Below are 13,695 nucleotides of genomic sequence, written 5' to 3' on the forward strand. Positions count from 1 at the left end.
TCAGCCTTGGAATATTTTGCTGGAAACTATGATGTTATTGTAGTTGGTGCAGGACATGCTGGTTGTGAAGCGGCTCTTGCTGCTGCCCGTTTGGGGCGTGAAACATTGTTGCTAACATTAAATTTAGATACAATTGCCCATATGCCTTGCAATCCATCAATTGGAGGGCCTGCGAAGGGACATTTGGTTCGTGAAATTGATGCACTCGGTGGTCAAATGGGTATCAATGCGGACGAAACTTCTTTACAAGTCAAGATGTTAAACACCGGAAAAGGTCCGGCCGTTTATGCTTTACGCGTGCAATCCGATAAACAAGCTTATCAGAATCAGATGCGAGCGGTCTTATTAAAACAACCTAATCTTACAGTTGCCCAAGGGTTAGTTGAACGTATTGTGGTAGATAAGCATCAAGCTGCTGGTGTCGTGACAAGAACTGGGGCACGTTTTGAGTCTCCAAATATTGTCTTGACGAGTGGTACTTACCTCAGAGGAAGAATTATTCTTGGTGATTCGATGTATGAGGGTGGTCCGAATGGACAGATGCCGGCACTAAGCCTCTCAGAGTCTCTTAAAGAACATGGCATTGAATTGGGCAGATTTAAGACTGGAACTCCTCCAAGAATTCATCGTCATTCTGTTGATTATTCCCAGTTTCGTATCCAACCTGGTGATGACTCTTTATGGTCCTTTTCGTTTTTGCCAACAGAGAGTATTTTCTGGCACAAGGATCCATCACTTCAAATTGCTTGTTGGCTCGGTTATACATCAAAGGAAACTCATGAAATTATTCGTGAAAATCTCTTTCGCGCTCCTCTTTACTCTGGAAAGATTGAGGGGATTGGTCCACGCTATTGCCCTTCCATTGAAGATAAGGTTGTTCGTTTTGCAGAACGTGAAGCTCACCAAATTTTCCTGGAACCTGAAGGATGGAATACTGATGAACTTTATGTTGCGGGTTTGTCGACCAGTATGCCGGAGGAGGTTCAGGTTCAGATTCTGCAAAGTATACCTGGACTAAGGCATGTTAAAATGCTTCGCCCTGGTTATGCTATTGAATATGATTATGTTTTCCCCCACCAGTTAACGATGGGCCTAGAAGTCCGACAAATGCCGGGGTTATTTACTGCCGGTCAATTAAACGGGACATCTGGCTATGAAGAAGCGGCTGCCCAAGGTTTGATAGCTGGTATTAATGCTGCAATGCGTTCTTTAGGCAAAGAACCTTTTGTTCTTCGCCGTTCTGATGGTTATTTAGGTGTCATGGTTGATGATTTAGTTACTAAAGGAGTAAAAGAACCATATCGCCTGTTGACATCTCGTGCTGAATATCGTTTAGTTCTGAGACAGGATAATGCTGATCTTAGATTAACTGAAAAAGGACGGTTCCTAGGCTTAGTCGATGACAAGCGCTGGGAGCGTTTTCAGAAAAAAAAGGAAAACTTTGAAACTATTATTAATATTTGGAAGTCCACTGTCTTTTCCCCTAACAATCATACCTTAAGAACTGTAATGGAGAGTGCGGAGTCAACTCCAACTAGTGGGGGGATAAGCGCTCGAGATTTGATACGCAGACCGGAAATCACCTTAGATCATATGATTCAGCTTCTTCCACAACTAGAGAATTATGATAAAGAAGTTTTAGAGGAAGCAGTTATTGAAACAAAATATGCCGGCTATATTGAAAAACAGTGGGAAGATATCGAGAAATTCGCCAAAATGGAAGATAGGGTCTTGCCTAAGGATTTCGACTATGGTGAATTAAAGGGTTTATCCACTGAAGGGAGACAACGGCTTATCGAAGTACGTCCTCATAGCCTAGGGCAGGCTTCTAGAATCACTGGCGTAAGCCCCGCTGATATTTCTGTTCTGCTTGTTTTCCTTGAGCAACGGCAACGAGGGGGAAAAAGGTAATGTTCCAAGAATATGCCTCTCAAATTCAGAACTTAACTAAGCTGCATTTAGGCAGTGAGTTGTCAGACCAGCAAGTTCAAAGCCTATGTCTCTTCGGTGATTTGTTGCTCGATTGGAATCAGAAATTGAACCTTACTAGAATTACTGACCCCTATGAAATTATACTAAAACATTTTATAGACTCTATGATGCTTGCCAACTATATTCAGGGAACTAAATTTGTAGATTTGGGAACGGGAGCAGGTTTTCCAGGGATTCCATTGAAAATTCTTAGGCCTGAATTGGACGTGTCTCTGATAGATTCTCTAAAAAAACGTTTAGACTTTATTGATATTGTTATTTCTCGCCTAAATTTGAAAGGTACAAGAACTATTCATGCTCGAGCTGAAGATTTTGGCCGAGATCATCGCTATCGAGGTCAATTTGACACTGTGACCTCTAGAGCAGTTGCAAGACTGCCTGTCCTTCTGGAGTTTGCACTTCCAATACTAAAGGTTAAGGGGTTGTTTCTTTCTCCCAAGGGTTTACAGGCTCAGGAAGAATTAGATGAATCTATCTCTGCCTTGAAAGTGTTAGGCGGCGTCGTTGATAAGCTTCAAAGTTATAGCCTTGGTGAAAGTGCGGAACATCGGGCAGTTATTGTTATTAAAAAAATCAAGGATACACCTCTAGACTATCCTCGTAAAGCTGGAACTCCGGCTAAACACCCGATTTTATGATTCCTTTGTAATTACTAAATCAGCTCCTTGATTCATGAATATTCTGAGCTTTACTTTAATGGAGTAAAGCTCTTTTTATCCTTAATTTGAAGGTAATATGAGATTTACGTCGAATTATACATTTGATTGACGTATAAGCGAAGGAAAACTTGGCTGATGCCCGAAGCGACTCTCTTCGCACTTGTTAGATTTGGTTTAGACTGCCGCCTAGTTGCTTATTCCGTAGAAAGTATTTATTGAAACTTTATTCTCTGACAGCATTTAAAAATTAAGGGAGGTGCGATTTGGACGAGCCACATGAACTGAGAGTTAAGCATAGTAAGGATGAAGTTGCGGCTACTGAAATGTATGGTCACAATCACGATCCTATCAAGAGCCGACGGACTGGGAAAAATCGCATAAAGAAAAAAAAGATTTTTTTTATTTTTTCTGGAATTGTTTTACTCATTTTGCTTTCAGTTGGAATCCCGGTACTTTATTATACTTGGGATCATCACACAATTGTTGAGGGAGTTAAGATTGCTGGTGTTAATGTCAGTAATATGACTCAAACACAAGCAAAGAGTGCTGTAGAACAAGAAATAACACGCATTAAGAGTCAGACTTTAAAATTGAATGCCGATCAACAAACTCCCGATATTAAATTAGAGGACTTAGGTCTTTCAGTTTCTGCTGATCAGGCTTTGCAAGATGCTTATGATATTAGTCGTAAAGGTTCTCTCTATCATAAGATTACCTCAAAGATGAATGCTGCCAAAGGAGTAAGTTTTAACTTTACATCAAAATGGGATGACCAAAAAATGACGGATAGTCTAAATAGCAGGTTAGGAAGCTATAATAAACCAGCTGTTGATGCCTCCTTCGATATCACCCCTCAAAATACCATGAATATCAAGGGGGAACATAATGGGTTGGTATATGACTTAGAGGCTTTAAAAACTCAAATCAAAGCTTTGGATATTTTTCATCCGAGTTCAGAGCTCAAGGTTAATTTTAAAGACCAATTACCTCAAGTAACAGCAGCACAATTGGAAAGTCAGAAGATCACTGGACTATTAGCGACTTATACAACGCATTTTGATCCATCTCAAGCCGAACGTTCAGAAAACGTCCGTCTTGCTGCTAAATCACTTGATATGGCAGTCATTAAGCCAGGTGACATTTTATCGTTTAACAACATTGTTGGCGAGAGAACGGTTGAAGGAGGCTATAAAGATGCCTACATTATTGTCGATGGTAAATTTGTTCCGGGATTAGCCGGGGGTATTTGCCAGGTCTCCAGTACACTTTATAATACCGGCCTTTTAGCAAACCTTCCAGTTGTACAACGATCGAATCACGATTTGGCAATAACTTATGTTCCCCTTGGTCAAGATGCCACAGTTGCCTATCCTGATCTGGATTTAAAGTTTCAAAATAATACAGGCGCATATTTATTAATTCGCACGAAGATCAGTTCTAATACGTTGACCATTGAGATGTATGGAAAAGTTAGTCCTGGGCAGGAAGTACAAATTTCGAACACAACAGAATCTGTTATCCAACCTGAAGAACAGCATGTTGTCGACCAAACGTTAAAACATGGTGCATCAGTAGTTAAACAACAAGGCCAACCTGGCTATCTTGTTAAGTCTGTACGAACTGTTCAAGTTGATGGCAAGGTTGTCAGTACAGAACCTTTGAAACAAAGTGTTTATAAAGCTATGCCAAAGATTGTTGCCATTGGGCCTTAATATTACTTCTTTATCCTTGAAAAATAAATATTTCTTGAAATCACTGAAAAAAGCGTTCTAAAACGCTTTTTTTATTGGAAGGGGTTTGATAGTATTTAGAGTATGTTGAATATTATTAGTGTTGTAGTTCGTTATAAAGGAAGTGTATGCTATTGGCGACGAAAGTGATCGCGATTGCTAATCAAAAAGGTGGAGTAGCTAAGACCACGACAGCTATAAATCTAAGTGCTTGCTTGGCCGAGCTAGGGAATAAAGTTTTACTTGTTGACTTAGACCCTCAAGGAAATGCAACGAGTGGCATAGGTGTCTTAAAGCATAAGCTAACACGTTGTATTTATGATGTGTTGATCAATGATGTTCCCATCGAACAAGTGATCCAGAAAAGTGATCAAAAAAATCTGAAAGTTATACCTGCCCGAATACTCTTGGCTGGAGCTGAAATTGAGCTTGTATCTCAAGACTCAAGAGAAACGAAATTAAGACTTGCTTTAGAAGACGTTAAGCATCTTTACGATTTTATCTTCATTGATTGCCCTCCATCCCTTGGTTTGTTGACTCTTAATGCTCTGACAGCTGCCACTGATGTCTTGATTCCGATCCAATGTGAGTACTACGCATTAGAAGGTCTTACCCTTCTAATGAATACTTTGGAAAGAGTTCGAAAACATCTTAATCCTAACTTGAATATACTGGGTGCCTTATTAACAATGTTTGACGCTCGAACAAATCTAGCGATCCAAGTTGTTGATGAAGTGAAAAAGTATTTCCCTCAAAAAGTCTTCCAAACAATAATTTCTCGCAATGTTCGTTTAAGTGAGGCACCTAGCCATGGAAAGCCGATTAATGTTTATGATAGTCGTTCTAGAGGCGCAGAAGTTTATCGAGAGCTTGCAAAGGAGGTTTTAGAGCGTGTCTAAAAAGGGATTAGGGCGTGGACTCCAGGCACTGTTATCTGACGAATTGGGTGGAAATTCTATGATTAAAGAAATTCCTATTTCTGAAATTGAACCTAACCCTGAGCAGCCTCGACGAGAATTTAATCCCCAGGCCCTGAGTGAGTTGGCAGATTCGATTCGTGAGCATGGTTTGCTTCAACCTATCTTAGTACGACCAACTGGTGAACGTTACTCTGTTATTGCCGGAGAAAGGCGTTTACGAGCTGCTAAGATTGCCGGCCTTACGAACATAGAATGCATTGTACAAATATGTGACGATCAACAAATGGCTGAAAGAGCACTTGTCGAGAACATTCAACGGGCTAATCTCTCTCCTATTGAGGAAGGAATGGCTTATCTCCGTCTCATAGAAGAATATGGTCTGACTCAAGAACAAGTTGCTCAAAGAGTTGGCAAGGCCCGAGCGACTATCGCAAATCTTTTGCGTATCATCCAATTGCCAGAGGTTATCCTTGAAATGCTGAAATCTGATAAGATTTCCCTCGGTCACGCTAAAGTCCTTTTGGGAATCAGAGACTCATCCTTACAAGTTATTGTGTCTGAAAAGGCTGCCAAGGAACAGCTGACCGTACGTGAAACTGAGGAACTAATTAATCGACTGACTAGACAAGCTCCTAAGGAGAAGCCAATTTCAGAACCCCCCTCGCTTTTACACAATGTTGAAGATCGATTGCGCGCTAGTTTTCAAACAAAGGTTCATTTAAAGGGCAATTTTAAACGGGGGAAAATAGAAATTCAATATTTTTCGGAAGATGAACTTAATAGACTTTTGGATATATGGAACATTCAAATGGAGTAGCTGATTAAACAAATGTTCCACGTGGAACATTTGTTTAAGATTTAAAGATATTCGACATGGTATTAATCAGTTTGTGGGAACTTGTAAAGTATAGACTGAAGTCCATGGAGAGTATAATTAACTGGTTCATGAGTTACCTTTTGATGGCTGCCAATCGGACTGCAGGTATGCACCTTAGGGCGCATCCATTGGGACTGGCTTCAGGTACTATTGCCTCTTTTATGACCTGAGATGTAAATCATCTGGACAAAGGCATACGATACTGAATCTGTTATTAATGTAATCTATAAGAGAACGTGAAGTTGAAATTACAGAAATGTTCCACATGGAACAATAAAGCCGTCTCTATAGGTGTCTGAAGTAGACCCTATTGAGAAAGAGTAGCTATCTTACTTGATATCACTGAACTTTCATAGTGAATGTGATTGTGGGTCCTGATGTTCCACGTGGAACATCAGAGCAGGCACGCCAGATGTCTTGAGCAAATATAGAAAGGTTAAATATCCTTTAAGCATTAATGCAGTTTTATGTAGAAAAGCGTTATAATGTTCCACGTGGAACAATGAAGCAAGCAATTATAATTGGCTAAATTTAAAATTAGATGCATCAAGTGCGAAGCTCCGCGAGCTTTTCGCAGCAGAAAAAGACAAATTATTAGCCTATATAAAACCAAAAATGTAATGCTTAAGTGAGAAAATCTGCTCTTATGTGTAGAAAGGTCAAACAAAAGGATATGCGGCGTAAACGTGACTATACAATTTCGGAAGGTGGTTAATTGGGTGCTAGGAACGATAGTAAATACAATAGCTATTGTGATAGGCGGGTTCACGGGGCTTCTCTTCGGACAAGCGCTGCCGGAAAAGATGAAAAGTACGGTAATACAAGGGATAGGGCTAGTCGTCTTGCTCATTGGTGGTAGTATGGCGTTACAAACGAAGAATTCGCTTGTCATAATAGCGAGTTTGGTAATAGGTGGAATTATTGGAGAGTGGATAGATATAGAACTCCGTCTAAAAGAATTTGGTCAGTGGCTTGAAAATAAGTTTGCCAAGAATGGAGAAAAAACGGGATTTACAAAAGCTTTTGTCACAGCAAGTTTGATTTATTGCGTAGGCGCAATGGCAATTATGGGATCACTGGAAAGTGGGTTAAAAGGTAATCACAATATACTCTTTGCAAAATCGATGTTAGATGGGATATCAGCCATTGTATTTGCATCGTCCATGGGAATAGGTGTGGTAGCATCGGCGGCCCCGGTCTTTTTGTATCAGGGGGCAATAACATTAGGAGCAGGCTTACTTCAAGGAATATTATCTGGACCGGTAATCGGGGAAATGGGAGCTACCGGCGGGTTGCTGATTGTTGGGATTGGAATAAATATCTTGGAAATAAAAGAAGTAAAAGTGGGTAATCTATTACCAGGAATTTTTTTGGCTATTCCGATAACCCTTTTGTTCACGAAACTTCACTTAGGTATGTAAGGTTGGAAATACAAAGGAGGAACTTACCGTTGACAATACTAACAGGTCTGATGCCGATGATTGAATGGATGGCTGGGGCATTAGCTTTACTTATTATAATTGCATATAGTTTAGTTATTTTATTATTTCGTCGTATGAAACGTTTTGAAGCAGCCTATTTATCCTTGAAGACCTTCATGTCGGGGAGTGACATGGAAAAAATGCTCCAGGAGTATACCCATCGAGTGGCAGAACAAGAAAATAAACTGGAACAATGTAATGCCAGACTGGAACCGATAGAATTAAAATTGAAAGACAGCGTTGATCGAGCTGAAATGGTACGCTATAAAGCGTTTGAAAACGTCGGAAGCGATTTAAGTTTTGCAATGGCATTATTAAATCAGGACGGGGATGGGATTGTATTAAATTCCATTCATAATCGTGAAGAATCTAGGGTATATGCCAAACCCGTAAATCGAGGAGAATCGACGTATTCGTTAACTAATGAAGAAAAAGAAGTCATCACAAAAGCAATGGTGGGGCATAAGATATAAGCGTTAGTGATAACAAATATTTAAGTAAGAATGAGTGATAAGAGAACTAATATTTTCGGACATTTTATAAACCAGGTTAAGACGGGTGTTTTGCAGCACCATAAATTCCATAAAACCGCCAACATTTACTATACCCGTCATGTGAGCCTCACCGACCTCGGGCAATTGTTTATGGACGCCTGCTCCAGGCTTTAAAGGTCCATCTGCCAGTGTAATACAGCCAACAGAGTCCATGCGCCCGAGGCAGGCATCTACGGCAATAATAAAAGGACTGTTGTAAGTCTCTTCGATGATCCGAATAGTTTCAACTAAATTGGTTGCGTGAACAGGATCATCAAGAGTTCCAAAAACATGGAGCTGTGGGAGTTTTAAACGTGTAAGCTGAGTTCCAATCAGCGGTCCCAGCGCATCTCCAGTAGAACGATCTGTTCCGATGCAAAGAATCACTGTTGGTCGCGTTTTCGCAGAGCTGAAGATCTCAGAAAGCCTCGTTTCCAATTTCGCTTTAGCGGAATGGTCGTCAACGTGGGCTTTAATTTTTTGTGGTTCATGAAGTAATGAAAAGAAACTCACGAGCTACCCCCTAAGATTCTTGGGTATCAAACATTATACTTATCTATATATTTTCCAAAGCAGAGCCTATTTATGCATTAGATATCTCTTCGAGCCATAAGTATGATGGCGAGGAGGGAAAAACATGAAATGGAAAACAACATTCCAAGTTGCAGCAACATATGTGGGTGCAGTTATGGGTGCTGGGTTTGCTTCAGGTCAGGAGATACAACAGTTCTTCGCGCGCTTCGGACAATGGGGGTTAGCAGGGATTTTAGTAAGTACGATTTTGTTTTCTCTCTTGGGGTGGAGCATGTTAGATCTCCAAAAACGATGGAGAGTATCATCATATCCTGAGTTTTTCGAACGTTTACTCAGTGCGAAATGGGGAAAATGGGCAGATGGACTGGTCAGCATACTATTATTCGTAGGAATGATGGCCATGATATCGGGAAGCGGAGCGCTCTTCTATGAATATTTTGGCTTTTCTAGGTGGTTCGGTATATTTTTGACCGGAACGGTGATTGCCCTGGCTCTGTGGTTTCGTGGTGAAGGGGTACTGTGGATTAACACAGTACTGATTCCAATAAAGTTTGTCTTTTGTCTCGGAATTGCTGCATTAGCAGTCTTTATAGCAAAGTCGGGAGATGGAGAAGGTATCGTGGTTTTAGCCAACCCAATCGTAAAAAATTGGGCTTTTTCAGCAGTACTATATGTATCCTTTAACTTGACATTGGCTATGGTAGTATTTGCTTCACTGGGAAAGGAAGTTCAAAGGGCAGGGGCACGATTAGGGGCAGTATTAGGTGGAGCAGCTCTCGGTGTCTTTGCATTCGTGATAGGTGCAGCCTTGCTTAGATTTCCAGAAGTACTAGGGTTAGAAATTCCAATGGTCGCAGTGGCTGGAAAATTAGGCGATTGGCCGGCATTTTTTTACGTGATTGTACTTTGGTTGGCTATGATTACAGCAGCGATAGGAAATGGCTTTAGTTTAGTCAGTAGGGTCGTCGAGACCGGTTTACTTAATTACAACAAAGCAACGTGTATACTCTTGCTCCTGTTGCTGCCAATAGCAGGCGTGAAATTTTCCCAGATAGTCCAGTTTATATACCCGTTGTTTGGATATATGGGATTGGCCTTTTTACCTATGATCCTATTCTTTTGGCAAAAGCGATAGAGGAAAACAACTGAATTTGTCGAAGTTCATAAGGGTTTAGGTTGTCAGCGGTGAGATCTGGTAATCCTAAAGAGAATAATTTTGATACGGCTCGCAGAAAACTGAATTGACTAGGGATTCGAATGGAATCAGGACCATAAAAGGATTAGAGAATAAAAAGGGTCTTAATTTTTAAGAAAGGGATTTTTTACAAGCTGATGATAAAAACTTGCCTAAGAACTGAGCCAAATAAAAATAAGGGGAATTAATCATGGATGACAGGCATTATTTAATTGGAACTGCTGGACATGTTGATCATGGTAAAACTGAATTGATTCGAGCTCTTTCCGGCATAGAAACGGATCGTTTAATTGAAGAAAAGCAGCGGGGAATTTCTATAGAACTGGGATTTGCTCATATGATTCTGCCCAACGGAAGAGAAGTAGGAATTGTTGATGTTCCAGGACATGAACGTTTTATTCGCCAGATGATGGCTGGGGCAAGCGGAATGGACGTTGTCCTGCTGGTAATAGCGGCTGACGAAGGAATTATGCCTCAAACACAAGAACACTTAGAGATTTTAACCCTTCTCGGAATCCCACGCGGGATCGTCGTTTTAAATAAGACGGATCTAGTAGATGAAGAATGGCTCGAACTCATGGAAGAAGATGTTCGCGAGAAGCTAAAAAAGACAGTGTTTCAGAATGCACCGATATGTAGAGTTTCCGCACTTAAAGGAGATGGGATTGAGGGCTTACGTAAAGAAATTGAATTCTTGCTTAAAGAAGTAGAAAGTAAGAACTCTACCGGACCAATACGTATGCCGATTGATAGAGTTTTTAGTATTCAAGGGTTTGGTACAGTGGTGACGGGAACCCTGCAAAGTGGGACAGTAAGTCTTGGTCAAGAGCTTGCCATTGAGCCTGGACAGATTTTTACAAAAGTGCGATCGTTACAGGTACATAATCAAAAGGTGAAGTCTGCCGGCGCGGGCCAAAGGGCAGCAATTAATCTCGCAGGGGTGGAGGTTGCCGAAGTTGAACGCGGTACCGTGCTTGCTTCGCCTGGGGTATTTAGGGTAGGCAAAATACTTGATCTTTCTCTTCTTAATCTAGTGACTTCAGAGAAACCCATTACCCAACGACAAAGAGTACGTTTTCATCTGGGTACGACCGAGATTTTAGGTAGGGTGCATCTATTAGATCAGGAAGAGCTCGCTCCAGGGCAGGAAGGATTCGCCCAGATATTATTGGAAGAACCTGTATTAGCAGCGTCCGGAGATCGCTTTGTTTTGAGATTTTACTCGCCTGTACAAACGATAGGGGGAGGAAAAATCCTGGGAGTCTCAGATCTTAAACAGAAACGATTTAAACAAAGTGTAATAGAACAGATGAAAATCAAAGATTTTGGTGATCCTCTTGATTTGTTAGAAAAAGAAATAAGTGAACCGAGTAATGCCGCAGATCTGGTTAAGCGCTTACAAATTAGCAGGGATGAATTGGAAGGAAGGCTAAACTCTTTAGAAGAACAACAAAGATTAGAAATTATGATGGACGATGACGTAAAGCTTTACTGGAGCAGAGAAGCTGCGGAGAAGTGGCGCGCCAAATTAGTCGAAGTTGTAAATGATTATGAAAAGCAAAACCCGTTACGTCTAGGTTTAAGCAGAGAAGAACTAAAAACTCGCCTTGGTATACAATGGACAAACCATCGTTGGCAAACTGTCCTCGAACAAGGAGCTATAAAAAGTTATTATCGATTGTGCGGCAGTAAAGTCCAAACAAATCAAAAGACAGATATGCCTCTTAAATTATCGAAACGGCTGGATGATTTAAGGAAAAAATGGGAAACAGTAAAACTCATGCCCCCCGATCTTGTTAGCACTGCGGAAACCTTTGGAATTCCTAAAAATGAGGTGCCTGATTATGCACAATACTTATGTGATACAGGAGAATGGACTCATATTGAATATTTCTATTATCGGCAAAGGGATATAGAGGAAGCAGAAGAAAATTTAACAAATTTTCTAAAATCCCATGGAGAAATTGGAGTCGCGGAAGCCCGCGAAATATGGGGAACATCAAGAAAATATGCCGTACCTCTCCTGGAATATTTTGATTATCGGAAGGTCACTAAACGTATCGGTGACAAAAGAAAACTGTATTAATGTTGTGATGACACAGAATTTCATAATTGACACAATGGTGTAACAGATATAAAATAACCTAGTACAATTACTTATTTATTTTTGATATCTGTAGTATAACTGTTGTGCGGGAGCTATCCTGGCATTACTGCCAGGTTTTTCTCTCCAGGTCAGGCAATAATTTTTAGTCAGAGGAGTGATACAGGGATCTAAATGTGAAATTTGGAATCTGGGATCTGCAACATAAGTTTAATGAAGAACTACATTTAAGCCTAATTTAGAAAACTAGAGAAATAATTGGAGGAATAAGAGTGAAAAAAGCTAAAGTACTACTAGGTATAGCAGTGATCATGTTAGGTATGGTCTCTGGCTGCGGCAGCGCAGGGGCTGCGAAAGATGCTGGGGACATTAAAATCGGCGGCGACCTTGAATTATCGGGTGGAGTAGCAACCTATGGGCAGTCTGTTTTGAACTCAGTTAATTTGGCCTTTGATGATCAAAATAAAAAAGGCGGCGTTCTTGGCAAACAGCTTCAATTTGTTACCGCTGACAATAAATCCGAGGCTGGCGAGTCAACATCAGCAATAACTAAACTTATTACCCAAGATAAAGTCGTTGCAGTACTTGGAGCAGTAACAAGTTCAAACACTAAAGCAGCAGTTCCTGTCGCGATGGATAATAAAATTCCTCTTATTACGCCGACGGCAACCAATGCAGAAGTTACAGTTAATAAAGATGGATCCTTAAATTCATGGGTATTTAGAAGTTGCTTTTTAGATCCTTTCCAAGGGAAAGTAGCTGCTAACTTTGTTATGAATACCCTTAAAGTGAAAAATGCAGCTGTATTCATCGATCAAAAAGACGATTATTCGAAAGGCTTAGCAGCCGAATTCAGTAAAGATATTAAAGATGGCGGCGGTACTATCACTGATACTGAAAATTACGTTGGCGGTGATAAGGATTTCAAATCAACGTTGACAAGAATCAAAGCAAGCAATCCACAGGTTGTCTTTGTTCCAGGCTATTACAATGAAGTAGGCTTAATTGTCAAGCAAGGACGTGAACTTGGAATCACGGTACCGTTTGTTGGCGGAGATGGCTGGGATTCCGCAAAATTGCCTGAATTAGCTGGAGCTGCAAATCTTAATGATACCTATTTCGTAAATCATATGTGGGCGGATGATCCTGCTACGAAACCTTTTGTTGAGGCATATAAAGCTAAATACAATGCAGAGCCCGACGCCTTGGCTGCTTTAGGGTATGACGCAGCTGAAATGTTGATTTCAGCCATTAAAACTGCAGGAAGTACAGACGCAGAAAAGATTAGACAAGCTTTAGAGAACACGAAAGATTTCAACGGTGTCACAGGGGTTATTACAGTAGATCCTAAAACCCATAATCCTGTAAAGAGTGCAGTCATCATTAAAATGGTTGACGGGAAAAAGACCTTGTTAACACACGTTAATCCATAATTTGAAATATTCAATAAACGAAATATGCCATATAACAGATTAGGTCTTGACTTAATCTTATACAAAAGCTAAAATGAGCATACAGAGTTTAGCTAACTTTTAACAAGTTATCAAATTATATAAGGCGGAGAAGCCCCAGTCACTAAGGTTTAAGTCTTGGACTGGGGCTTTTAATAAAAGATTGGGGGGTGCGACCAATTCGCTAAAAAGTACACAATACTTATAATTTAAAAATTA

Annotated in this window: 11 protein-coding genes; 10 read left to right on the plus strand and 1 reads right to left on the minus strand. The window is 40.5% G+C overall.

Annotation, left to right across the window (positions count from 1 at the left end):
* Positions 1-6 precede the first annotated feature (6 nt).
* The 7 genes from mnmG to VZF35_RS15060 all read left to right on the plus strand — a co-directional run bounded on the left by mnmG (position 7) and on the right by VZF35_RS15060 (position 8,132).
* Positions 7-1,911 carry a tRNA uridine-5-carboxymethylaminomethyl(34) synthesis enzyme MnmG gene (gene mnmG / locus VZF35_RS15030; RefSeq protein WP_407306049.1) on the plus strand — a complete coding sequence of 635 codons (1,905 nt, stop codon included), beginning with the start codon at positions 7-9 and terminating at the stop codon, positions 1,909-1,911.
* Positions 1,911-2,630, plus strand: a complete 720-nt coding sequence (gene rsmG, locus VZF35_RS15035; RefSeq protein WP_407306051.1) for a 16S rRNA (guanine(527)-N(7))-methyltransferase RsmG — start codon at positions 1,911-1,913, stop codon at positions 2,628-2,630. The genes mnmG and rsmG overlap by 1 nt, the downstream gene beginning before the upstream one ends.
* 284 nt (positions 2,631-2,914) lie before the next feature.
* Complete coding sequence (locus tag VZF35_RS15040) at positions 2,915-4,363, plus strand: VanW family protein (protein ID WP_407306054.1); 1,449 nt, start codon at positions 2,915-2,917, stop codon at positions 4,361-4,363.
* A gap of 146 nt (positions 4,364-4,509) precedes the next feature.
* On the plus strand, positions 4,510-5,280 hold the full coding sequence (locus VZF35_RS15045; RefSeq protein ID WP_407306057.1) for a ParA family protein: 771 nt from the start codon (positions 4,510-4,512) through the stop codon (positions 5,278-5,280).
* On the plus strand, positions 5,273-6,118 hold the full coding sequence (locus tag VZF35_RS15050; protein ID WP_407306059.1) for a ParB/RepB/Spo0J family partition protein: 846 nt from the start codon (positions 5,273-5,275) through the stop codon (positions 6,116-6,118). Before VZF35_RS15045 ends, VZF35_RS15050 begins: the two co-directional genes overlap by 8 nt.
* 779 nt (positions 6,119-6,897) lie before the next feature.
* Positions 6,898-7,599: a DUF554 domain-containing protein gene (locus VZF35_RS15055; RefSeq protein ID WP_407306062.1), complete on the plus strand. Its 702-nt coding sequence runs from the start codon at positions 6,898-6,900 to the stop codon at positions 7,597-7,599.
* Between the two features lie 29 nt (positions 7,600-7,628).
* The gene (locus VZF35_RS15060; protein WP_407306064.1) at positions 7,629-8,132 is read left to right on the plus strand and encodes a DUF4446 family protein; all 504 of its coding nucleotides are present in this window, start codon (positions 7,629-7,631) and stop codon (positions 8,130-8,132) included.
* Between the two features lie 3 nt (positions 8,133-8,135).
* On the opposite strand, the gene yyaC is transcribed toward VZF35_RS15060, so the two are convergent.
* On the minus strand, positions 8,136-8,705 hold the full coding sequence (yyaC, locus tag VZF35_RS15065; protein WP_407306067.1) for a spore protease YyaC: 570 nt from the start codon (positions 8,703-8,705) through the stop codon (positions 8,136-8,138).
* 124 nt (positions 8,706-8,829) lie between these two features.
* On the opposite strand from yyaC, the gene VZF35_RS15070 reads away from it, so the two are divergent.
* From VZF35_RS15070 to VZF35_RS15080, 3 genes are all read left to right on the plus strand, one after another.
* Positions 8,830-9,861 carry a hypothetical protein gene (locus tag VZF35_RS15070; RefSeq protein WP_407306071.1) on the plus strand — a complete coding sequence of 344 codons (1,032 nt, stop codon included), beginning with the start codon at positions 8,830-8,832 and terminating at the stop codon, positions 9,859-9,861.
* Positions 9,862-10,111: 250 nt separating this feature from the next.
* Positions 10,112-12,007 carry a selenocysteine-specific translation elongation factor gene (gene selB, locus VZF35_RS15075; protein ID WP_407306074.1) on the plus strand — a complete coding sequence of 632 codons (1,896 nt, stop codon included), beginning with the start codon at positions 10,112-10,114 and terminating at the stop codon, positions 12,005-12,007.
* A gap of 329 nt (positions 12,008-12,336) precedes the next feature.
* Complete coding sequence (locus tag VZF35_RS15080) at positions 12,337-13,458, plus strand: ABC transporter substrate-binding protein (protein ID WP_407314630.1); 1,122 nt, start codon at positions 12,337-12,339, stop codon at positions 13,456-13,458.
* The last annotated feature ends 237 nt before the right edge of the window (positions 13,459-13,695 follow it).

The organism is Desulfosporosinus paludis (assembly GCF_045689965.1).
Lineage (GTDB): Bacteria > Bacillota > Desulfitobacteriia > Desulfitobacteriales > Desulfitobacteriaceae > Desulfosporosinus > Desulfosporosinus paludis.